The sequence below is a fragment of the Flavobacterium sp. DSP2-3-1 genome, assembly GCF_049896865.1.
Taxonomy (GTDB): domain Bacteria; phylum Bacteroidota; class Bacteroidia; order Flavobacteriales; family Flavobacteriaceae; genus Flavobacterium.
In genome coordinates this window covers 146,786-169,942 of sequence record NZ_JAFCVD010000004.1, presented here as the reverse complement: position 1 = coordinate 169,942, position 23,157 = coordinate 146,786, and the positions used below count along the sequence as shown (strand labels likewise).

Sequence of the window (23,157 nt, the reverse complement as noted above, 5' to 3'; positions counted from 1 at the left end):
ATCAGGACTGAAATAAAAATTTGCCAGCATTGCATTTTGAAATGACTCAATCTGAATTTTTATTTGAACATTCCAATCAGCATTCATTATTTTTTACATTTCTGGTAGAGATGGTATTCATACTGGTTTACTTTTAGACAAGATAACCAATAAGAAACCCGTTCGTGATTACCGCTGACTTTAAATAGAATGATTCTTGTCCATGCCGTTAAAAGAAATAGAAAAAAAGAAACGGATATCCATTCTTTTTTTCCAGTTTTCTCAAAGTAAATGTATTTACTTTTTATCATGCGGCGCATGGTGTTTTCTTTAATCGTTTCGGAAGCGCCTTCCAGATGAATAATTTTGGCTTTTGGAACGGACGCTACTGTATATCCTTGCTTTTTAATTCTCCAGGTTAACTCTGTCTCCTCATAATACATAAAAAAATCCGGATCAAACGAACCCACTTCCTCGAGAACTTTTTTTCGAATCATCATGTCAGCACCCGTGACATATCCATTTAAAATCAAATTTTGATCAGAATGGTTGAAAATACTATTTATTCCATACCGAAACTTTGAAAAAACACTTCCCAAAAGAACTTGCGCATCCGTAGATATGCCAGGCATCAATTGACAATACGAGTCGGTAGGCCTTTGATTGGCATCATATAAATTAGCTCCGCAAATCGCTACGGAACTGTTTGCATCCAAATAGTTGCTAAGAATCGCAATCGCATTATTAATTAAAATAGTATCCGAATTCAGCAGGAAAATATATTCTCCCTTGGCTTTTTGTATTCCTAAATTATTGGCTCGTCCAAATCCAATATTCGCACCGCTTTGAATAAAATTGATTCCCGGGAATTTATTTCTGATCACAGCTTCTGAACCATCATGGGAATCATTATCAACTACAAGTATTTCAAATGCAAGATTCTTCGTTTTTTGATAAATGGAATAAATACAGTCAACCAGCAAATCTTTTGTATTGTAATTAACTATTATAATCGAAACGGTAATTTTCATTTAATACTGTTTAATTTGAAATTAGGGTTTACAAAATCTATCTTTTCTTTTTCCCCTAATGCCATCCATAAAACCATAAAACAAAGCGATTGATTTATCCATTTTATTATTTTCAGACAATAATACTTTTACAAATCTGTAAATCCCATATTCTTTAACAATTACGTTCTTCAAGTCTGTTCCAATCTGCTGGGGATATTGCTTCCATAACAAAATATGGTTGCATAAAATGGAGTATGTCCTGAAAGGCGAATAGCCTAAAGTAGTAAAACCAAAAATTGATTTTTGATGATTGCCATAGATTTGATGTAAAAGGCAGTGTGTATCCACTACTGTCTTATAGCCCTTCAAATTCGCTCTGAAACAAATTTCATTATCCACACAGTCAATTTTATAATCTTCTCTAAAACCGCCTATTTCCTGTATTAAGTTAACATTGTAAATGGAACCAGAAGTTATGCACCAGCTGGTATGTAAAAAATCATTCTGACAAGCAAACGTACTGTTTGGATTGACACCATAAATGGCATTATTATTTCCTAAATTTAATTGTATCCTGTTTTTATATAATTTAAAGCCACCGTCTTCAAATAAACTATCCTGATCCATAGTAAGCAAATGAGTATATTGATTTGCGATACACCATGCAATCGCCTGATTCAATGGGTAAGCAATAAATTCATTTTTTCCGGTAGAAAGTTGTTGTATCTTCTCTTCATATCCGGGCAAATCAATTATCAATGGCGCACAAATACGGTTAGGAGTATTGTCCCAAAGGATTAATGCATCCACATCGGCAATATACCGAAGGATATTTTTTTTTAAATCATTTAAATTAGGGTAGTAAACAACTACAATTGCTGCTAATTTCATGAAGATATTAATTATTTTTTATGCGAAAATAAGACTGGTAAAAACGAACACTTGATGGCAATTTAAAGCGGCAAGTCTAAAATAGAGATCAATTTTTATTCAATGACGTAATTTACATTTCGACGAAATAGAAGATAAAATAAAGGTATTAAATGAGAAAGTCAATTAATCAAGCATTTTTTAATCATCAGTTCGATTGTTCATACGATTTAGCTCTTCTTTTTTTAAATTATTAGATTTCTCGTACAATTCGAGCTGGATTTCCTGCAGCGACACAATTTCTTGGAATTGATCTAGTTACGACAGCATTTGCTCCAATTATAGAGTTTTCTCCAATAGTTACTCCAGGCAGAACAACTACTCCTTCTCCCAACCAAACATTATCTTCAATAACTACAGGTCCTTTGCTGTACAATTTTCTCAGCGATGGTGGTAATAATAAAGCTTCTTTTGTTATTTCACCATGAAAATGATCACTTATATAAACTTTACTTGCCATTAATACATTATTGCCAATTGTAATCTTGTTGATTGCACCAATATGGCAATCATGCTGTATCGAAACATAATTTCCTATTTTGATTTCAGGAGCAAATCTATCTCCTAAAACTTCCTCAAAAGCATGTAAATGCAAACGTTTTTGACAAGAAAAACCTTCACCTACAGAAATATGCTTCCCTCCATGTAAATATAAAGGATACGAAATTAAAAAACCTTCCCCAACTATTTTAAATTCCCGTAAAAACCAAAGTGAATATAATTGATTAAATCTTAATGAGAAGTTTAAAGATAATTCTGGAGAAAAAATATAGGAGAAAAAATAGAGCGTTCTTGCTATAATTTTTTTTACAAATCGTTTCATCTTATTAAATTTTTAAATTAAAACACCTTTTATATAGTATGAAATAAAATTACTATCCACGTGTTTTTTAATTACAAATAAGTATATTTTTAATTATAAAAATAATAGAGCAGAATCATATAATAATTTATTTCTTATAAATTATTAAAATTACTGATTTATCTTACGTTTTTATAATCTAAATAATACCCATAATATTATGAAGTTCAATAATAATTTATCAAACTTTCTTTTATCTTTTTAAAAAAATATTTGACTTAGAACAATCTATCGCTATTTTCTAAAAAAACTATACCAAAAGTTTTACATAAATGTAAAAAAACAATAAGTAAACTAGTTGGGTAAAATTGTTTAAAACGTCAGTTCGAGTGTTTTGTGTGAAGTATAATGGAACAAAAAATGTATCAAGAACCGTTTTTAATAAAACTTTTTTAATCTCCTTATAATTTCATTTAGAAAATCATTTGAACAGACTAAAATTATCATCAAAAAATGTTTATACCTAACAGGTTAATTACTATTATTTTAGGCGTTTTTCATATTAAAATCGACCTTTCTTTTATTAAAAAACTTTCCAATAATTGTCCAGCTTTTAGCGGAAAAAATAAACGATATGGATTGCTTGGGAAATAACAGTAATGACTGAAATTTAAATTGAGAAACAATCAGGTAATTAAATTGTTTCAGGTATTTATTTTCGTTTTCTATGTACAGGTCTAAAAATACCTTATAATCAATAACTTCTTTTACAAACGGGTTTTCCATTCTATTCAAAGAAACTAAATTTCTCAAATGCTCTGAAAATTCCTTTTCTGTAATAATGTGTTTCTTATTCTCGTTCCCTTTTTTTTCCCTGTAGAATTTACTTTCAATCATTTTTAAAGCTTCAGCTGTAAAAGAATCTAAAGTTGTGTGGGTAATTTTAAAATCCGAATTAGTATTCCAATTTATGAACCCCTCGGCAAAATTAGATGGTATATCATCCGATGTGTAGGATAAAATCGGCTTGGCTAAAGATGCTGCATATTGTCCCATTAATCCACCGGTCAAGGGATAAGTACTTAAATAAATATCACAATGTTCAAAAACATGGGTTATATCAGGTCGAGAACCTAATAAAAATAAACGTCTTTCATATTTATTATCTGAAATAAATTGTTTTATTGGGCCATCATGTCCGTGTCCTGCTAATAGTATTACAATTTTTGAATCTAATTCTATAAGAAGTTTTAATAAATTTAAAAAAAAATCTGACTTGCCGTACATCTTATAATATGATCCCCCTGTAAATATTTTAATAGCATCATCAGCTATTTGTGAAGGAAATCCAATAAACGGTTTACATTGCATTATTGGATAATAAGGCTGAATAAGCAATTGATCTTCAGACAAATTTCTTTTCTCATAGGATACAGTACAACCATAATTCCTGAATTCTAGGGAGTAATCAATACATTTTGTACCCAACCAAAAAGCATGATCGGTTAAATTCACCAAATATCGTGCAACCTCTTTTAAACTGTTCCAAACACTGATAGCTACAACGCTGGAAGGGTTTAGATGAAGAAATGCTTTTTCAGGTTTAAAATCAATAATTTTATTATAAATACAGTTGATTTTTTCAGTTTTTGTTAAAGAGTGATCTACCACAAACAACTCTGCTTTTGAGTAAGATTTAATCTCACTCATAATTTGTTTAGAATGCGACAAATCATCTCCTTCAAAAATAAATAGCAATTCGACTCCCCAGCTAATCAAAGCACGCAAGTATTGTTGTGTCAATCCTCTGTTGTCTAATGCAAACACGTCATAAAAAACAATCCTTCCTTGAATTGGGATAAAAACTGATCTTTCAGCAATAATTACATCAGAAATCGCAACCATAAGATTTTCTAAAACTTCATCTGCATACTTCCAGTTAAAAGAATATGCGACATGAGCGGCTGCTTCTATATATTGTAATGAGAGTTCGTAATTTTTATTATCAAATTCTTTTAATGCTAATAATTTGATTTTATCAAAAACATTTTGAATTTCTTGAATAGAAGTTTCCATAATTTATTTTTTTATTCTATTATGCAAAAAATTATTCAAAACCGTCTTGATTCCCAACTTCTTATCCAATTCAATATAGGAATTCCAAACTGAACATAAAATCAAAATAGAACCCGCCACGTAGGAAAAAGGCTTATCAACAAACTGTACTACTCCAAAACAACTAATCGCTAATAAAAACTGAGTAGCGAAAATTCTTAAAAAGGAACTGTCAAATGAAAACTGATATTTAATTTTGCTTAAGATAAAAACTTGGAAAAAATAAATAAAATAAGCTACAAAAAATGAAACTCCCAAACCTGTTAATCCCCAAAAATAATAACCAGCTAAGTCAAATAGCAAGACATACGCACTAGCAAAAAGCTCATTCCAAAAAAACAATTTCGATTCTCCCTTAGCTAATAATATAAATGAAATAGACCATGCCGCTGCCTTAAAAAATGTAGCTACTGCTAACCACAAAACCATTTGCTCAATAGCTACAAATTTAGTGGAGTATAAAACAATAATTATTAGTTTGATAAAAACCAAGAACATCATAATAATAGGTCCTAAAATCAAAATAGAAATCTCAGCTTGTTGATTAATGGTTTTTTTACACAACTCATTTGATGACGCTACTGCCGATAATCTTGGAAAATAATCGGTAGCCATAGCAGTAAAAACTAATCCAACATAGGTATTTATAATAGCAAAACCCGCAGTAAACAACCCAACTTGGCCAACACCGCCTCTACTACTAATAAACAACTGAATTATATAGGTGTTCGCAGTTACAAATAAACCAGTAAGACTAATCATAAAACCCATTTTTAGCATGTTTTTCCCCTCGGAAAAAGCTAATGCCTTAGTCAACTGAACTTTGGTGATTTCAACTTTTCTCGCAAAATACCAAGAAATAGCAAACGAAACCATTGATGCTATAATTAAAGTGGAAACAATACCGTCTACACCAAAAAAGTAATACAAAGGAACCGTCACTATTAAACCAATAACACTACCTGTAAGACTTGCCTTTGCTAAATATTGTATTTTCTGCATTCCTTGCAGCACGACCAATTGTCCTACATTGAGCTGATTGAATAACAATGTGATTGAAATTAAGGCAAAAGACCAAATATAATTGCTGTTTCCAAAAGTAAGCTGACTCAGCCAAGGTGAGAGCACCAAAACAATCAATGTACCTGCAGCCCCTGTTACCCAAACCCATCTCTTTAGAACATTTACAACCAAACCAACACGCGAATTATCCCCACTACTGTTGGCAGCCGATACATCTCTTACGGCACTGCTTCCTAGTCCGAAACTAGTAATTCCGCCTATCAAACTTGTTGTCGAAGTAAGTAATCCTACCACTCCCATCCCAACAGAACCAAGAAAAAGGGCAATGAATTTAGAACGAATAATAGATATTAAAATAGTAAAAACCTGAACTCCTCCAAATATGGAAGTGGCTTTCATTATATTTCGATAAGAGGATTGATTTTCACTCATAACTGCTATACAGCTGCGTAGTTATTTAAAACTTCTACCATCTTCTCCACTTCTTCTGTACTCATCACAGGACTTATTGGTAAACTTAGTACATCAGTATGAATCAGCTCGGTAATTGGCAGAGAGATGCTGGATAAACTGGAATAACAACTTTGTTGATGAGGCGGAATGGGATAATGAATTAATGTTTGAATACCATTTTCCTTTAAATAATACTGCAACTTATTACGATCAGCAGTTCGAATCACAAAAAGATGCCAAACATGTTCATCCGCATTCCCAGCTTGTGGGAGTATTATTTTAGAATTTTTTATGTTTTTCAAATAATAATCTGCTATTTTTTGTCGGCGCTTTGTTTCCGTATCCACATAACGCAGTTTGACATTCAAAAATGCAGCCTGCATTTCATCCATTCTACTGTTTAATCCTTGATATTGATTAACATATTTTTCAGCTGAACCATAATTAGCCAAGGTACGAATCGCTTTTGCTAATTCTGGATCCTTTGCAGTTACAGCTCCTGAGTCGCCTAAAGCACCTAAATTTTTACCAGGATAAAAACTAAAACCAGCAGCATCACCCAAGTTCCCTGTTCTTACACCTTTCCAACGTGCTCCAATTGCTTGAGCATTATCTTCAATTAGTTTTAAATTATACTTTTTTGCCAGTATTTCCAACTCTTCATTCCAACAAACACAACCATATAAGTGGACCACAATTATGGCTTTGGTCTTTGAAGTAATTTTGCTTTCAATTAAATTGATATCTAAATTAAAAGTAGTTAAATTTGGCTCCACTAAAATTGGCACTAAGTTATTGTCCGTAACAGCCAATACTGAAGCGATATAAGTATTGGCAGGAACAATTACTTCGTCACCAGCTTCCATCACACCCAATTCGATATAGGCTTTAAAAATCAATCGTAAAGCGTCTAATCCATTAGCAACTGCTACTGAATGACCGCCTTCCTGAAAAACCTCTAAATTTTTTTCAAATTCTTTTACCCGTTCTCCCAGTAAATACCAACCACTGTCAATAACATCAGCGGCAACTTGTTTCAATTCTGCAGCATACTGTGCATTTATTTTTTGTAAATCTAAAAATTTAATCATGATGTAAATGTTAATATATGTATGCATTTACCATACTTGCATCCTAGCTTCTCGTAAGTATGAATTACTGCTCTGTTAGTTGTTGCAGGATGCATGAAGGCATACTCCGCTCCAATTGATTTTAAATGATAGGCCATTTCACTAATCAGTTTAAGATACCAACCTTTACATGTTTCTGAGGAAACTGAAGAAAGCACCATTTTAGAAACTTTTTCACCAATAGCATCCCAATCGTTAAAAAGATAATTCGCAGTCAAAAAGGCATCCGAAGGAACTCCTGTTGTTGAAGGGACCATAGTGAAATCAGAAAATCCCTTTACAGATTCCTCTATATAAGTTGCTAGGAATTCATCGGCCTTACTCAAATCAAATACGGTTTCAGCATGAAACCTATCATAATCATTTCGCATTTCTCTGGCAACTCTTTTTAAATTTGGGATGTCTTCCAATACTGCAGATCGTACGTCATATCTTTCATAGGAATACTTTTTTAAATCCAAATAATAAGTTAATCTATTCTCCACTAATTTAAATCCGCTTTCGTTTAAGGCCTGAATAGTGAATATATCTTCGCTTGGAATTTCGGAAAAACAATACTTGCCTTTCTTTTTAAAAAAATCCTGTACAAAAATTTTTGTCGCACTTTTTAATATTTTATAATCCTTATGGGCATATAAAACATATAATAATTTATAGGTCGGCAAATTAAAATAATCCGAATCCCATTTTAAAAATTTTACAATAAAGAAATGTTGCTCACCTAAAACATCAATTTGTAAGGTCTGTACAGTTTCATCAACAAGATATTTTTCTATTTCATTGACTATACTATGCTGAAATATTTTTTCCTTATCGGGCTTAGGAAAAAAGCTAAATGGAGAGTAATGATAAAGAATCTCTTTTCTTGCAAAAATTAAATCTAAAATCATATAATGCCACCATTAATATTAATTTCCGTACCATTGATGTATTCAGTCTTACGCAAATATTCGATAGTGTTAAAAATGTCAGATGGCTTACACAATTTATTGGAGGGTATTCTTTTTTTAATATCTTCTAAAAATCTCTCCGGTACTTCACTGATCATTCCCAACTCAGAATAACCTAAGTTAATGTTATTTATAGTTATGCCTTTACTTGCATTCTCTACCGCTATTGATTTAGACATACCAAAGAGTGCCGACTTAGAAGCCGCATAGGCACTAATTCCAGGCGATGGCAATGCTGCCACAACTGAACCAAAATTTATAATTCTTCCAAATGATTGTTCCCTCATGAAAGGAAGCACACTACTGATCATATTAAAAGTGCCTATTAAATTAACTTCAATAACTTCTCTCCATTTTTGGATGTCTGCTTTATGCGCAAATGAATTATAATTAATGCCAGCACAATTAATCAAAGTAATATCTTTTAGATCGTGTTGATTTTGCTCAATCCAACTTTTGATTTCACTGTCCTTTGTGGTATCTACTTTAAAAAATACTGTTTTGGGATGAAAACTTTCTGTAAAAGTAGAATTATATATTCCAAAAACATCATTGTTTTTTTTGCTGTATTCTTCACACAAATACTTTCCAATGCCTTTAGAGGCTCCTGTTATTATAATCATATAATTATTTTTAAATTACGCCCATTTAATAATCGCTGCCCCATAAGTCCATCCACTGCCAACCGCGGCAAATAAAATAGTAGATCCCTTTTTTATTTTACCGGATTGAAATGTTTCATGCAATAAAATAGGAATGGTTCCTCCGGAAGTATTCGCATATTTATCCATATTTGTCATTACTTTTTCAAAAGGCAACCCTAAAATTTCAGCTGTTTTTTGAAGTATTTTAATACTTGGCTGATGAGGAATCATCAAATCAATGTCGGCTATAGTTAAATTGGTATCCGCTAATACCTGATTTATTGCAATGGGTAATACTTTTGTGGCGGTATCATAAACTGCTTTGCCATTCATTTGGAAATAATGCAAATTATTATCTATCGTATTTTGATTGGCTGGAAATTCAGAACCACCTGCTGGAATCGTAAACTCATATTTACCCCTTCCGTCAGTATATAACCTGTAAGCTAAAAACCCTTCATTTTCTGAAGCACTGGTTAAAACCGCAGCACCTGCACCATCTCCAAAAAAAACGGCATCCCTTCTTTTCCAATCGATAATTTTAGAGAATGTATCTGCCCCAATCACCAAAACATTACTGTAAACGCCACTGGCAATATATTGAGAAGCTACAGACATTGCGAATAAAAAACCACTACAAACAGCTGCTATATCGAATGCTACCGCATTATAAGCCTGTAGTTTATCTTGTACAATCGAAGCAGTTGATGGTGCTAAACGATCTGGAGTCGAAGTAGCTACAATAATCAATTCAATATCATCTTTATTCAATCCGGCATTTTTAATAGCCATTTCACCTGCTAATGCCGCTAGATCACTTGTACACTGACTGTCCTGAGCTATACGCCGTTCATGTATCCCTAAATTTTCAAAAATCCATTCACTGTTAGTATCAATTGTTTTTTCTAAATCTGAATTCGCAATTCTATTTTCAGGAACATAAGCTCCTGTACCAATTATCTTAACTGTTCTAACCAACTGCTTCATTTATGTATGTTTTATAATCGTCAAAATTCCGTATATAATCACTTTCATTATATTCATGGGAAGCTAATACCAAACAAATTGAACCACTGGAGAAGTTGATTTCAGAAGCCCAAATTCCGGGCGGAATATGCAAACCTAAATCGGGACGGTTTAACAAAACCTGCCTTTTTGTTTGCCCATCATCTAATAAAACTTCAAAACTTCCACTTCCAGCGACTAAAAACTGATGACAATCTTTATGAGCATGTGCTCCTCGAGATTCGCCACCTGGAATATCATATAAATAAAAAATTCTCTTTATATCAAAAGGAATTTCAAAATTATTATTAACAGCGGTGATATGACCATTTCGATCGCCAATTTGTTTTAAATGCAAAAGATTACACTCAAAAACACTATTTTTAGTATTCATTCGGCAACTTTTTAAAATTCTCAAAATCTCTGATGTAATCTTCTTGAGAAAAAGGCTCACTGGAAACATGTAATGCGAGAGCATTTGTAGAAAAATTTTCTATGTGCCTCCACGTTTTAGCTGGTAAATAAAGACCATAATAACTTCTGTTTAGGGAGAATTTTTCAGTAGTGCCATTACAATTGGTAATAAAAACATCAAAACTTCCGCTTAAGGCCACAATGATTTCTTGCTGCTTAAAATAAGCATGCCCTCCTCTAATTCCACCACCAGGAACATCATAAGTCCAAAAAACCCTTTGAATTTCAAAAGGAATTTGACTAGGATTTTGCATAAAAGTTAAATTACCTCTGGGATCTTGAATTTTTGGAAAGTCAATAAGTATTGGTTTCATCGTATTTTGATTTCAAATTTTCAATTATACACCTGCATTATTTATTAATTTTTAAATTTATCTTATCTCTATCGATTAATTTTATCGGTATCAAAAAAAATTAATCTTTCTTCAAATTAGGATTGAATTAAAACAGATTGAATAAATTGAAAACTCCGACTATTTTAATTCTTTCAAAATTCGTCTAATAACCAATACCAATACTGTTAGCATACCAGCCAAAATTCCGCCTAAAATAATCCCTTTTGCTTTCCCGAATCTTTCCTTAGGCAAAGGTAAAATAGGACGGTCCACCACCTGTATTAAAGGAGTTTCTTTTCGCAGGGTAACTTTAGCCAATTCAGTTTGTTTGACCAGCTCCGTCAATATAGCAGTGTTAGCCTGAACATCAACCTGTCTTCTTGCGGAAGGGGCACGACGAACATTTAAGGCCGGATTTAAATTAAAAGTATTATCGTTTGCTATCGCTACTCCGGTAATCGCTCCATTAAGTTCCCGACGAATCGAATCCGTTTGCCTTTCGAGTATAGCCATATTCAATCTGGACTTTTTACTTTTAGAATCAACATAAAAATCCGATACTTTTTTCGCCAGGGCTTCTGAAAAATACTTGGCAAACAATTCATTAGTAGAAATTACGTCAATGCTTATAATAGAAACTTTTTTATCTTTTTGGGCAACCATTAGGCCATTTTTAGACAAATCGCTATATACTACACCAAGAATACTGTCATGCACGCGTGTAAAATACTTGCGGTCGGTATTTGGAATAAATTGTATATCCTTAAACTTGGGTTTATCATTCCATTGATCTCTCCATCCTTCATTTCTAATGTACATCTCCGCCAAAGAAATCGTATCAATACCTGCTAAAACAGAAGTTAGTAGAGTTTGCTCCACCATCGAGCGAGATTTAAATAACTCCGTCAAATTTGCTCCTGCGAAAACGCTTCCGCCACCGCTGCCACCAAGATCTAAACCAAGGGAACTCGCTAATCCAATAGCACCTCCTAATCCGCCTCCTGATTTTTCATCTTCAAGCGCAAAAGATAACGTGGCAGTATATATTGGCTTCCTAATGTAAGAGTAGGCGACACCCAAAGAACTTCCTATAAGAACCATCAGGAAAAGTATTTTCCATTGAGAAAGCAAATAGAAGAACCATTCCTTACCCTTCTCGATTAATTCTTTTAACGTAATTTGGTCGTTTTGTTCGTTCATTTTTTCAAGATTTTACGCTTGTATTTTATTTATTATTAAAATGTGTATTTTAAGTAGTGTCGATAAAAGTCCGTTGTATGTTTTTATTTTTCTTCCTATTGGGTTGGTGTAAAACGATTGAGATTAGTAACCTGCAAACTGGTCCTTAAATACTGGTTGGTGAAAACTATTACCTCAATATCGCAATTATAACCCCTGCCAAACTCGCCAATACTCCAGCTATACTAACAAACTCGCCCGTACTCATTTTTTTTGTCTCAGGTTTTTCAGGCACTATAATTTGTGAACCGGGAGTGACTTTAGGATAAGATCGTATAAATAAAAATGAATGTGCCACTGCCGCTTTCCCATTTGGATAAATGATGTACGCCTTTTTTTTCCAACCTTTTGCATCAACACCTCCTGCGGCGTTCACATAGTAATTGAATCCTTTGCCACCATCATAGGGAATTTCTGAAGTCAATAAGACATTTCCAGTAACTTTTACGCCTTCATTAAATGCGACCACTTCTATTTCATCGCCAGAAAATAAAGTGACATTGGTACTGCTTTTTGGATTTTTCACAATTGCTTTCCAATCTACTGGAATGGTAGCATATTTTAAGTCCTCCTTTAATTTTTTTTCTAATTTGGCTTGGATACTATCTTTTTTACCTAAGTTTAGATTCACATTTTCCAAATCTTCTATTTGTTTTGCCTGAATAGGTCTTTTTATTCTCACTCCCTCTACATTGGCAACGGAGGTCAATCCACCTGCTCTTTGAATAACGTCATATACGCGATCTTTTTTGTTTGCCAACACATATTTTCCGGCATAATGTACAGCTCCGGTTACCGTAACCATCTCCGGTTTATCGTACACCGCCATTTTTCGGATATTAACCACATCAAAAGGAAGCAAAGTAAAGTTTTTTGCCTGTTCATTGTTGCCCGCAATAATTTCTATGTTAAACAATTCTGCTTTATTGGGATTAGTATCATCAATTTCCTCTGAAATGATCATTCGCGCGACCTCAACTCTTTTAGAAGCCGAACCTGTTAAACCACCAGCCTGCACTAATAAATCATTCAATGTTAAATTATCATAATATTGGTATATTCCTGGTTTTTTTATCTCACCATCAATGGTTATCTTGAGTTCTTCTTCAAAATCCAAAATAGAATATACAGTGATCACGTCCTCCCGTTTTAAAGGAATATCAGAATCAAGATCACCGATTAAAGCCTTATCCAAATTGACATTGACAATTTCTGTAGTCAAATCCGATTGCAATCGAATAATTCTCGCCCTATTGGTATACGCATCTTCTTTTAAACCATCTGCTTTACTGATTAAGTCAGAAACGCGCATCCCTTCGTAAAAAGAATAGGTATCGGGCCTGAAAACAGCGCCTTCTATTTTAATTCGGTTTTCGAAGCGGTTTAAAATTTTAGAAACTCGGAACACATCTCCGGAAAGGGGTTTATAACTATCAAATTCAGACTCCTTGATATCCGTTACTTTAAATTCCTTATTTGTTTTTTGCAACACATTTACAGATGCAGTATAGGCAAATTCATTAAAACCGGAAGCAAAAGTAAGCAAGTTAGAAAAGGTTTCTCCTTTCTTCATTTCAAAAATTCCGGGACGTTTGACTTGCCCTTCTACAGTAACCCTTTGATTATAGGCTGGGATTCGGATGACGTCATTGTCTTTTAGCCCGACATTATCGGATTGGTCACCATTCACAAGAAAACGATATAAATCGACATTGCGATAGACAACATTATTTCGCAACAACTCAATATTTCGGTAACTGCCATTCTTCCCAGGGCCACCACCCAAAAATAACGCGTTATAAACCGTAGCCAAAGAAGAAATGGAATAATTTCCCGGCTGTTTGCTGCCTATGATCGTTACTCGTATAGTTCGAATTCGATTCAGACTAATACCTACTTGCGATTGCCCAGAGGCTACAGTACTGTAAACACGAGCAATGGCTGCTTTTATTTTTTGAGTGGCCGCTTCAATAGTCATTCCTGAAACAGCAATTTGGCCAACATATTGAATGTTAACTTTACCTTCCATTGTAACTGGCACCGACGCAGTAAATTCCTGCACACCATATACACTTACTTGCAATTCATCGCCAGGTCCCAAAACATAATTCACAGGGGTGGCCAGTTTTAAATTGGGTTCAAAATTTAACGTGGGAGTATCAAACAGTTCAGATCCGAAAATTAAGGCATTTAAAGTATCCTTAACTTTTATATTACTAATTTTTTCTTGCTTTCGGGTGAGCTCTTTGGAATCAACGGTACCATTCAAAGAACTGCTGTTGTCTGAACTGGGAGTATCTGAAACAGTTTCCAAACGAATTCTAAGTTTACGAAATTCATTTGCTGACATTCCTTTTGACAATGCCAGCTGCTCCGCTTGAGCAACCGAAATACTGTTGGCTTGCAATTGATTTTTTAACTTGACGATATCCGCATTGGATAAATTATCTACTTGAATTGAACCTAAATCGGTGCCGACAAACAAATCCTGAGCCGAAACACCAGAAGTATGAAGCATCAATAATACAAATACTGTTGCAATAAGTATTTTTTTCATAATTATTTTAAAGTTTTAAGACTAACAGTCGTGCGTGATGAGATGATATTGATGTTTTTAAAAATAGTTTTCATTCGCCATAGGATACGGCTTCGCCGCTGCAATCCACATAGCAGATTACCATCTTTTCAAGATTTTTACAAAGTTAAAGTAAAAATAAAGGAAAATCTATCGTTTCAGTAGGAAATGTACATCAAAAATTGATTTTTTAATTTACATTTTAGTAACAATAACAAACTCACATATTTAATTGCGGCAAAAATAAAATTAATTGTATTAACATGACCAAAAACTGTGAATTCTATAACTAATCTACTTATTAAATAAAAAAAAGTTTACAAAAAAATAATTTGTAAACTTTTACTTAAAATTAAACTAAAACAATAAATTTATTAAATTAGAGTATTTTTTTATACCAGGGCTCTTTTTCAACTTTTACACCATAACCGTACCCATATCCATAACCTTTCGTAGAATCGGTATCATTAAGCAGTAAGCACATATTTGGTAATTTTTGTTCTTTATATAAGGTGTTGGCAATATTCAGCATGCGTTTCTCTAATACATTAGCACGAGCCACATAAATAAAACAATCTGCATATTTAGCAATTAATAACGTATCGGTTACTAAACTGACCGGAGCCGTATCCACTATTATATAATCGTATTGTTTTTTTACAATTTCAAAAAGTGTATCCACTTTCTTATTCATTAGCATCTCTGCAGGATTAGGAGGTATTACACCTGCAGGTAATACATGAAAATCATCAAATCCATCATGTTTAACAATTAAATCTCCCAAGACTAAATCTTTAGAAGTCAAATAATTAGTCAATCCACGATCCGGCAATGTCAAATATTCATCCAACCTTGGGTTTCTGATATCCATTCCAATCAATAATACTTTTTTACCAGACAAGGCGAAAGTCGCAGCCAGATTAGCCGAAACGAAAGTCTTGCCCTCTTTTGGAAAAGTAGACGTTAAAAAAATAGTTTTAGCCTGACCCTCCGGAACTTTCGTTAGCATAAATTCCAAATTCGTTCGGATGATTCGCAACGCCTCTGCCGAACTACTGCGGCTTTCTGATTTTATGATTTCCGAAGGACTACCGGATTTAGGCACATCGCCTATAAATGGAATTAATGTTTTGCCTTCTAAGTCCAAACGACTTTTTATTTTCGTGTCCAATAAATCCATCAAGTAAATAATTCCAAATGGAACAAGAAGACCTAATAATAATGCGGCCAAATAAATTATGTTTTTTTTCGGAGCCACCGGAATCTTTGATCCTTTGGCAGCATCAATCACTCTGGCATTAGGTTCTGTTGCTGACAGTGAAATAGCGGTCTCTTCCCTTTTTTGCAACAAATACAAATACAATTCCTCTTTTACTTTTTGTTGTCTGGCAATAACTCTAAACTGACGTTCCTGCACTGGTATTTTTCCCAATTTAGAATTCAAAAATCCTTCCTGACTGTTCAAATTTCTCTTTTGAATGCTTAAATTTGATTGCATGCGACTCAAACTCGAAGCCACACTAGATTTTAAAGATGACAGTTGTTGGTCTATTTTAATAACAGTTGGATTAGCTTCGGTTGCCGATTTCATAATTCGATTCCTATCTAAAACCAATTGATTGTACGAACCAATCATTTCTGTTGCTTCACCACTGACAATATTGGCAGGCAACAGGTCCGATTTTTTACTTTTCTTCATGAAGTCCAACATCGAAGAGATAATATTCAATTGGATATCTGCTTCTACCCCTTTTTTATCATACTCGCTTGAACCTTCAATAAAAAGCTTCGCTTCCGTTTCGATATCCGTTAACTGATTCCTATTTTTAAAACTCTGAACGTCCTGCTCTACGCCTTCCAACTCTTCAGTAATTAATTTTAATCTGTTTGCAATAAACTCTGAAGTGTTTTCAGAAATTAAATTCTTATCCGCCACAGCATTTTCATTATAGTTTTGCACCAGAATATCCAAGAAATCCTCCGCTTTGGTCAACACGGGATCAATTAAAGAGATTTCAACGACACTGCTTGTTTTACTTAATGGATTAACCTTTAATCTTGATTTGAAACTTTCCACTGTGTTCTCAAGAGGAGAGTGTACGATTATAATTGTAATATTATTGTCAGCAATTGTTTGAGAATGTGTAGGCGATTTATTAATAATTAAAGTACCGTACTTTGTTTTGATAGGCTGACCATGCTTAAATACGTTGTTATTATCAATTAAAATTCTCTTTTCCGGTGATAAATCATCCAGCTCAAAGGTATTGGATGTCACTGCTACATATTTAAACTCCATTTTATTTTCAAAAAAACCAGGCTTCTGATCAATAAAATTGACCATAATAGGGGAATTCTGGTATACTTCAGCTTTTATTACATTTCCTTCAACAATAAAAGCCGTATTCAAATTCAATTTTTTTACAACACTTTCAATTAATGTTCTTGATCTTAAAATTTCTACCTCATTGTCTAAGTTATTTTTAATACCGCCCCCTATACCCATATCAGCGAAAGCTGAAAGTTCAGAAAGCATCCCCCCCTTCTTTTCATCTTTTACTAAAATAGTAGTAGCAGCCTGGTATTGCGGCGTGTAATATCTAAGATAAATGTATGCGATTAATAAACTAAAAAAAACACCTAAGACAAACCATTTCCAGTGGGAAGCATATTGATCAACAATAGCTTTTAGTTGAAAATCCTGTTCTTGATTTTCGTTTAACATGTTATTTTCCATTGAAACTATTTATTTTGAAAAGGTGATAATTAAGGTAATTAAAGTAATCAGCAAAGAGGAAATAGAAATAATTACCCCGGTGTTTGGTCCTACTGCTGCAGAATTGATTCTACTCTTATTGGGTTCTATATACACGACATCATTTTGTGCCAAATAGTAAAACGGAGAATTGATAAATTCCGTCTTGGTGATATCCACTCTATTATAGGATTTGACTCCATCAATTTCCCGAATGATTAAAATACTATTCCTTTTACCATAAATTGTCAGATCTCCTGCTTTACTCAAGGCTTCAATCAACGTAATTCTTTCGGAAGCAACACTGTAAGTTCCTGGAGCAGTAACTTCACCTTGAACCGAATATTTAAAATTCATAATGCGAAGGTTGATTATTGGATTTTTGATAAACATAGCAATTTTGTCTTGCAGGATTTTAAGAACTTCCGAACGAGTGAATCCGCTTATTTTTAACTTCCCCACAATAGGAAAATCGATAAACCCATTAGCATCCACCAAATATAATTGTGTCGACTGTTGTCCAATAGCATCTGGTCTGTCAGCTGTAGGTATTGATAAAGTAGTTAAATTAAAAGGAATGGCTATTTCAGGGTCTTCCGCAGACACGATAATCATCAATAAGTCATCGGGTTGTATTTTAATTTCATACGATGTTGATTTTTCTTGCGACTGTAATGTATCAATGTCTTGATAATAAATGATGTCTTTTTTTGAAGCGCAAGAGAAAAATAACACTAAAAACAAAAATGGAATTGTTTTTTTTAGTAAAAAAAAGTATTTCATGTAATTTTATTTTTTTAAAGGGGCAAATATATACATTAACACGTTGGATGTAATTAGTTTTATTTAATATTTTTTTTGAGACTATCAGTGTAGAAAAACTTCTTTTGCTACCAATTCAAAAGATTTTGGCAGATTTATTTTCACTAGGCGGTTCGTAAAGGCTGTAATCGATAAAATTCGTGCCTAAAAACAGCAATTACTAATGCCAGTTAACAATTTTAAAATTTTACAACATATCGCAGAACGGGAAAAATTTATTTATTCAATCAATTAAAATATGTAGCCAAAATTAGTAACGAAAACTACTTAGCAACTGTGCCTGTTAATTCAATAAAAATATGCAATACAAGCCAACTTAATGTATTGCAATCTGTAAAAATATTTGTTGAAAATTACTATTCCACATCAATAACTAAGAACTGGAAATTCTAATAAAAAGCAGCAAAGCGAGTTATATTTATTTTCTGCCATAAGTTCAAAGATTAAATTCTATTAATCCGTGCCCCAAATCAGAAGCCACTATCACTTCCGAACATATTTTAAAAGTCAATTACAATCCTCAGAGCGTATTAAATCTATTTCTTCAATTAGTGAAAATCCGCTAAATCCATGGCCAAAATAAACAACTCCCAGCACATACGAGGAGTTTTCAAAATCTAAAATTAGTCCTAAAAGCGAGCAAGATGTATTGCATCCAAGTTACTGTTGCTTTAACAAAAAAATGAAATCAATCCAAAAAAAGTTAATCTTTTTGATCTAACACTTCATAAGCCGAATTCATACTTTTGAATTCAGGTACTATCTTCTTCATTTGAGCCACTATCGCATCATTGGCAAACAAATCTGCCAGACGAATCAATTCATTAATATCGACATGCAGCGATTCAAACTCTTCCTGAATTTCTTGTGCAATCATAATTTTAGCATGATGCGTTGCAATCGACTTTGAAGTATCATTTAGCAACTCTTCATATAGTTTCTCCCCAGGTCTCAACCCAACAATATCAATCTTGATGTCTTTATCCGGAATGAATCCTGCTAATTTAATCATCTTTCGTGCCAAATCAATAATCTTAACTGGTTTACCCATATCAAAAATATAAATTTCACCGCCATTCCCCATCGCTCCAGCCTCCAAAACCAATTGACAAGCCTCAGGAATAGTCATAAAATAACGGATGATATCTACATGAGTAATGGTAAGTGGGCCGCCTTCGGCGATTTGCTTGGTAAACAAAGGGACAACAGAACCGTTTGAACCCAACACATTTCCAAAACGGGTAGTAATAAATTTAGTAGCATTAGATCCTTTCTCTTTTTGGTCTTTAAACTGCAGGGATTGTACATACTTTTCAGCAATTCTTTTACTGGCACCCATTACATTACTGGGGTTTACCGCTTTATCGGTAGATACCATTACAAATTTTTTGACATCGTACAAACAAGCTAAATCAGCCAAATTTTTAGTCCCCTTTATATTGGTGAAAATTGCCTGACAAGGATTTTCTTCCATCAGCGGCACGTGTTTATAAGCAGCAGCATGAAAAACAACTTCGGGACGGTAAGTTGCAAAAAGCGTATCCATCGCTGCTCGATTTCTAATATCTCCAATAACGGTTCGGATTTTGGCACGGGTAACAATACTGTCCGTTTCTAATTTGAGATGGTGCAACGGCGTTTCAGCCTGATCCAATATAATGATTTTTTTAGGATCAAATAGCAAAACCTGTCGAGCAATTTCACTCCCTATAGAACCGGCCGCTCCCGAAATCAATATTACTTTGCCTTTCAACTGATTTGAAATGGACTTGTTGTCCAATATAATTGGTTTTCTTTCAAGAAGATCTTCAATTTGAATGGTCTTTACTTTTTGGGAAATCTCTTTTTGATTTTCCCAATCCGAAATTAAGGGTACGGTGTAAACCTTGTAATTGTATTCCAAACACTGGTCTACAATGATAAGTTGTTCGTCTTTTGACAATCCCTTATCAGCAATGATAACGCCTTCCGCTGCTACCGAACGCATCAAAGCAGGCAACTTTTTCTTTTGCACTAAAATAGGAAGATCCAACATGCGTTTGGAAGCATTCTTATTTTTTTTATCGACAAATCCCACAATTTTAAAACGGGAAGGTGTTTCAAATTTTAACGCGTTAGCAACCGATATTGCATTGGCATCGGTTCCGTAAATGACAGTTCGTATTAATTCTGAATTGCTCTTTTCAGAAAAATATACTTCAAATGTTTGCTTGACCACAACTCGATATAAAAACAAGCCGCAAAAAGAAAGAACAATATTGATAAAAATAGCAGTATTCAAAAAGGCTTTTGTGCCAAGGATAATCTCGTGTAAAAAATTAAAAGCAAGAAAAGCAATTAAAACGGCCGATTGTGAAAACAATAATTTAACCGCATCAATATTAGAAGAATGTCGGATAATTCCGGAATACGTGCGAAATAGCCAGAAAAAAAACAAATTTATTCCAAAAAAAGAACTGATGAAAATGATAGTATGAGGCGTCGTTATATAATCCAAACCTGTACCTTTAAAGAGAAGAAAAGTAAAAAAGAACGATAACAGCAAAACCATCAAATCAATGCCAACAATGATCCAGCGGGGCAAATAACCCAAATTATGAATATTCAATCTAAGGTTCGTTTTGAAAAAAACGTCAGTAACAAACTGTGCTGCTTTTTTATTTACAGGAGTACTCAAAGTAATTTATCTTTTTTAAAGTGATACGTCTTGAATAATGAATAAAAATCAAATATAGGAAATAAAATAAAGTCTCAAACAAACACTTTTTTTACATACAAACGATAAAACACACTGACCGTATAACTCATAGTTTAACAATTGCAACAAATGGTTTTTTTTTATTTTTTTATTCTTGTAGATCGTTAATAAGCCAGGCTGCTAAGTGATAATCGAAACAATTAGTAATAACCGATCTGTGTAATTAAATAAAATTAAGAATTTCAAAAAAGATATAAAAACACCAACTTCGACTTAAGTAACTGCCATATCAAAACGTAGAAAAAAGAATCGAATAACTCAATTCTGAGTCCGTAAAGGTATGATTTACTATATAAAGTTAAACGTCTTAATAGAAATACTTAAAAACTATGATTCGATGTGTTTAAAAAATTAAACGTAGTGAGTTACAAGAATCACTAATAATAATAGAAAATAAACTATGCCTTCTGACCAAACAACTTGGCCAAAACACTCTGAATTCTATTCCTGTCTTCTTCCGTTAAATTGGAACCTGACGGCAGACAGAGTCCATTTTCAAACAGCGTTTCAGCCACTTTTTTTCCATAATACGGACACTGCTGAAAAATAGGTTGCAAATGCATTGGTTTCCATAACGGTCGGGATTCAATATTTTCAGCTTCTAGTGCCAATCGCATCGTTTCTCTGGTCATTCCATTCGCCATTTCAGGATCAACCAATACAGCACTCAACCAATAATTAGCAAAATAATCATTATTAGGTACGGTAAACACAGTAATACCACGTACATCTTTAAAAACAGTGACATAAAAATCATGCATGGCCCTGCGTTGAACAACATGTTCGTCTAAAACTTCCATTTGGCCTCTACCAATACCGGCACAAACGTTGCTCATGCGGTAATTGTATCCTATTTCGCTATGCTGGTAGTGTGGTGCATCATCTCTGGATTGAGTAGCAAAAAAAATAGCCCTTTCTTTTAAAGCTACAGTAGGCATTACAATGGCTCCTCCTCCTGAAGTGGTAATGATTTTGTTTCCATTAAAGGACAAAACCCCAATATCTCCAAAAGTGCCACATTTCCTCCTTTTATAGCTGCTGCCCAAGGCCTCGGCAGCATCCTCTAAAATAGGAATTGCATACTCATCGGCAACGGCCCTAATCGCTTCAATTTGGAAGGGCACACCATACAGATGAACTGCTATAATGGCTTTAGGTTTCTTACCTTTTGTGATACGGTCTTTAATGGCTACTTCCAACGCTATTGGGCATAAATTCCAAGTATCCAATTCACTGTCAACAAAAACTGGAGTTGCCCCCTGATAAAAAATAGGATTAACTGAAGCAGAAAACGTCATACTTTGACAGATCACCTCATCCCCTGAGGTCACACCTAATAGAACCAGACCCAAGTGAATGGCTGCTGTACCAGAGCTTAAAACACCAACAGCAACTTCACCCTTAGATAAATATTTCTCTAAATCTTTTTCTAAACCGGTTACATTCGGTCCAAGTGGGGCTACCCAATTCGTATCGAAAGCCTCTTGTACATACTTCTGCTCACTCCCGCCCATGTGAGGGGAGGAAAGCCATATTTTTGATTTATTCATATTCTACGTTGTATTTTATAATTTTACCTGGATTCCCCACCACTACTGCGTAATCAGGGACATTATGAATGAGTACTGCTCCGGCGCCTATTGTTGACCATTTTCCAATTTTGATTCCTTGAATCACTGATGCTCCTATTCCTATATGCGTTCCTTCGCCAATTGTAACATTTCCTGCTACGGATGCATTAGGTGAAACATGCACAAAGTTAGCAATTTTGCAATCGTGCTCAATTACAGCCGAAGTATTGATTATACAATGCTCTCCGATGAACGCATCTGAATTTACTATCGCACCTGCCATAATAACCGTACCCTCGCCAACAGTTGCCCGTTTGGAGACGATGGCTTGAGAATGCACTGCAGTTGGATAAATGGCACACAAATAATTAACAATTTTTTTTCTAGTTCTGTTATTTCCTATCGACACGATAAACTGTTTATCCGAAAAAGTGCCAACACTCTTTGTATTGAAAACAGGGATGCCACAAAGCTCTTCCTGATTAGGATAATCATCAACTATTCCGTTAATCGTTAAATCTTGTAAAGAAGTTATAATGTCGATTATAACTTTACAATGCCCACTGGCGCCAAATAAATACATA

18 protein-coding genes are annotated in these 23,157 nt (G+C 33.9%); all 18 read right to left on the bottom strand.

What is annotated here, in order from left to right:
* Positions 1-86: 86 nt before the first annotated feature.
* Positions 87-1,010 carry a glycosyltransferase family 2 protein gene (locus ACP7AT_RS06350; RefSeq protein ID WP_426063491.1) on the bottom strand — a complete coding sequence of 308 codons (924 nt, stop codon included), beginning with the start codon at positions 1,008-1,010 and terminating at the stop codon, positions 87-89.
* Positions 1,011-1,031: 21 nt separating this feature from the next.
* Complete coding sequence (locus ACP7AT_RS06345) at positions 1,032-1,883, bottom strand: hypothetical protein (RefSeq protein ID WP_426063490.1); 852 nt, start codon at positions 1,881-1,883, stop codon at positions 1,032-1,034.
* A 232-nt stretch (positions 1,884-2,115) separates the two neighbouring features.
* Entirely contained in the window at positions 2,116-2,745 is a 630-nt protein-coding gene (locus tag ACP7AT_RS06340; protein WP_426063489.1) for an acyltransferase, read from the bottom strand.
* Positions 2,746-3,270: 525 nt separating this feature from the next.
* Positions 3,271-4,800 (bottom strand): hypothetical protein, encoded by a 1,530-nt coding sequence (locus ACP7AT_RS06335; protein WP_426063488.1) that lies wholly within the window; start codon positions 4,798-4,800, stop codon positions 3,271-3,273.
* A 3-nt stretch (positions 4,801-4,803) separates the two neighbouring features.
* Positions 4,804-6,261, bottom strand: coding sequence for an O-antigen translocase (locus tag ACP7AT_RS06330; RefSeq protein ID WP_426063487.1), 1,458 nt, complete (start codon positions 6,259-6,261; stop codon positions 4,804-4,806).
* A gap of 38 nt (positions 6,262-6,299) precedes the next feature.
* Positions 6,300-7,406 (bottom strand): DegT/DnrJ/EryC1/StrS family aminotransferase, encoded by a 1,107-nt coding sequence (locus tag ACP7AT_RS06325; RefSeq protein ID WP_426063486.1) that lies wholly within the window; start codon positions 7,404-7,406, stop codon positions 6,300-6,302.
* Positions 7,403-8,335 (bottom strand): hypothetical protein, encoded by a 933-nt coding sequence (locus tag ACP7AT_RS06320; RefSeq protein WP_426063485.1) that lies wholly within the window; start codon positions 8,333-8,335, stop codon positions 7,403-7,405. The genes ACP7AT_RS06325 and ACP7AT_RS06320 overlap by 4 nt, the downstream gene beginning before the upstream one ends.
* Positions 8,332-9,018 (bottom strand): SDR family NAD(P)-dependent oxidoreductase, encoded by a 687-nt coding sequence (locus ACP7AT_RS06315; protein ID WP_426063484.1) that lies wholly within the window; start codon positions 9,016-9,018, stop codon positions 8,332-8,334. The genes ACP7AT_RS06320 and ACP7AT_RS06315 overlap by 4 nt, the downstream gene beginning before the upstream one ends.
* A 15-nt stretch (positions 9,019-9,033) precedes the next feature.
* Positions 9,034-10,026 carry a 3-oxoacyl-ACP synthase III family protein gene (locus tag ACP7AT_RS06310; protein ID WP_426063482.1) on the bottom strand — a complete coding sequence of 331 codons (993 nt, stop codon included), beginning with the start codon at positions 10,024-10,026 and terminating at the stop codon, positions 9,034-9,036.
* The gene (locus ACP7AT_RS06305) at positions 10,010-10,438 is read right to left on the bottom strand and encodes a sugar 3,4-ketoisomerase (RefSeq protein WP_426063481.1); all 429 of its coding nucleotides are present in this window, start codon (positions 10,436-10,438) and stop codon (positions 10,010-10,012) included. Before ACP7AT_RS06305 ends, ACP7AT_RS06310 begins: the two co-directional genes overlap by 17 nt.
* The gene (locus ACP7AT_RS06300; protein ID WP_426063480.1) at positions 10,428-10,832 is read right to left on the bottom strand and encodes a sugar 3,4-ketoisomerase; all 405 of its coding nucleotides are present in this window, start codon (positions 10,830-10,832) and stop codon (positions 10,428-10,430) included. Before ACP7AT_RS06300 ends, ACP7AT_RS06305 begins: the two co-directional genes overlap by 11 nt.
* A gap of 159 nt (positions 10,833-10,991) precedes the next feature.
* Positions 10,992-12,053, bottom strand: coding sequence for a lipopolysaccharide biosynthesis protein (locus ACP7AT_RS06295; protein WP_426063479.1), 1,062 nt, complete (start codon positions 12,051-12,053; stop codon positions 10,992-10,994).
* Positions 12,054-12,222: 169 nt separating this feature from the next.
* The gene (locus tag ACP7AT_RS06290) at positions 12,223-14,649 is read right to left on the bottom strand and encodes an SLBB domain-containing protein (RefSeq protein ID WP_426063478.1); all 2,427 of its coding nucleotides are present in this window, start codon (positions 14,647-14,649) and stop codon (positions 12,223-12,225) included.
* Positions 14,650-15,046: 397 nt separating this feature from the next.
* Complete coding sequence (locus tag ACP7AT_RS06285; RefSeq protein WP_426063477.1) at positions 15,047-17,404, bottom strand: GumC family protein; 2,358 nt, start codon at positions 17,402-17,404, stop codon at positions 15,047-15,049.
* 9 nt (positions 17,405-17,413) lie between these two features.
* Positions 17,414-18,205: a polysaccharide biosynthesis/export family protein gene (locus ACP7AT_RS06280; RefSeq protein ID WP_426063476.1), complete on the bottom strand. Its 792-nt coding sequence runs from the start codon at positions 18,203-18,205 to the stop codon at positions 17,414-17,416.
* A 742-nt stretch (positions 18,206-18,947) separates the two neighbouring features.
* Positions 18,948-20,852, bottom strand: a complete 1,905-nt coding sequence (locus ACP7AT_RS06275; RefSeq protein WP_426063624.1) for a polysaccharide biosynthesis protein — start codon at positions 20,850-20,852, stop codon at positions 18,948-18,950.
* A 548-nt stretch (positions 20,853-21,400) separates the two neighbouring features.
* The gene (locus tag ACP7AT_RS06270) at positions 21,401-22,552 is read right to left on the bottom strand and encodes a DegT/DnrJ/EryC1/StrS family aminotransferase (protein WP_426063475.1); all 1,152 of its coding nucleotides are present in this window, start codon (positions 22,550-22,552) and stop codon (positions 21,401-21,403) included.
* The gene (locus ACP7AT_RS06265; RefSeq protein WP_426063623.1) at positions 22,545-23,156 is read right to left on the bottom strand and encodes an acetyltransferase; all 612 of its coding nucleotides are present in this window, start codon (positions 23,154-23,156) and stop codon (positions 22,545-22,547) included. Before ACP7AT_RS06265 ends, ACP7AT_RS06270 begins: the two co-directional genes overlap by 8 nt.
* Position 23,157 lies beyond the last annotated feature (1 nt).

Coding starts and splice junctions, on each gene's coding strand:
- ACP7AT_RS06315 (WP_426063484.1), bottom strand. CDS start 9,018: ATGATTATAATAACAGGAGCCTCTAAAGGCATTGGAAAGTATTTGTGT.
- ACP7AT_RS06330 (WP_426063487.1), bottom strand. CDS start 6,261: ATGAAAGCCACTTCCATATTTGGAGGAGTTCAGGTTTTTACTATTTTA.
- ACP7AT_RS06300 (WP_426063480.1), bottom strand. CDS start 10,832: ATGAAACCAATACTTATTGACTTTCCAAAAATTCAAGATCCCAGAGGT.
- ACP7AT_RS06340 (WP_426063489.1), bottom strand. CDS start 2,745: ATGAAACGATTTGTAAAAAAAATTATAGCAAGAACGCTCTATTTTTTC.
- ACP7AT_RS06335 (WP_426063488.1), bottom strand. CDS start 4,800: ATGGAAACTTCTATTCAAGAAATTCAAAATGTTTTTGATAAAATCAAA.
- ACP7AT_RS06265 (WP_426063623.1), bottom strand. CDS start 23,156: ATGTATTTATTTGGCGCCAGTGGGCATTGTAAAGTTATAATCGACATT.
- ACP7AT_RS06345 (WP_426063490.1), bottom strand. CDS start 1,883: ATGAAATTAGCAGCAATTGTAGTTGTTTACTACCCTAATTTAAATGAT.
- ACP7AT_RS06320 (WP_426063485.1), bottom strand. CDS start 8,335: ATGATTTTAGATTTAATTTTTGCAAGAAAAGAGATTCTTTATCATTAC.
- ACP7AT_RS06285 (WP_426063477.1), bottom strand. CDS start 17,404: ATGGAAAATAACATGTTAAACGAAAATCAAGAACAGGATTTTCAACTA.
- ACP7AT_RS06290 (WP_426063478.1), bottom strand. CDS start 14,649: ATGAAAAAAATACTTATTGCAACAGTATTTGTATTATTGATGCTTCAT.
- ACP7AT_RS06280 (WP_426063476.1), bottom strand. CDS start 18,205: ATGAAATACTTTTTTTTACTAAAAAAAACAATTCCATTTTTGTTTTTA.
- ACP7AT_RS06295 (WP_426063479.1), bottom strand. CDS start 12,053: ATGAACGAACAAAACGACCAAATTACGTTAAAAGAATTAATCGAGAAG.
- ACP7AT_RS06350 (WP_426063491.1), bottom strand. CDS start 1,010: ATGAAAATTACCGTTTCGATTATAATAGTTAATTACAATACAAAAGAT.
- ACP7AT_RS06310 (WP_426063482.1), bottom strand. CDS start 10,026: ATGAAGCAGTTGGTTAGAACAGTTAAGATAATTGGTACAGGAGCTTAT.
- ACP7AT_RS06305 (WP_426063481.1), bottom strand. CDS start 10,438: ATGAATACTAAAAATAGTGTTTTTGAGTGTAATCTTTTGCATTTAAAA.
- ACP7AT_RS06325 (WP_426063486.1), bottom strand. CDS start 7,406: ATGATTAAATTTTTAGATTTACAAAAAATAAATGCACAGTATGCTGCA.
- ACP7AT_RS06270 (WP_426063475.1), bottom strand. CDS start 22,552: ATGAATAAATCAAAAATATGGCTTTCCTCCCCTCACATGGGCGGGAGT.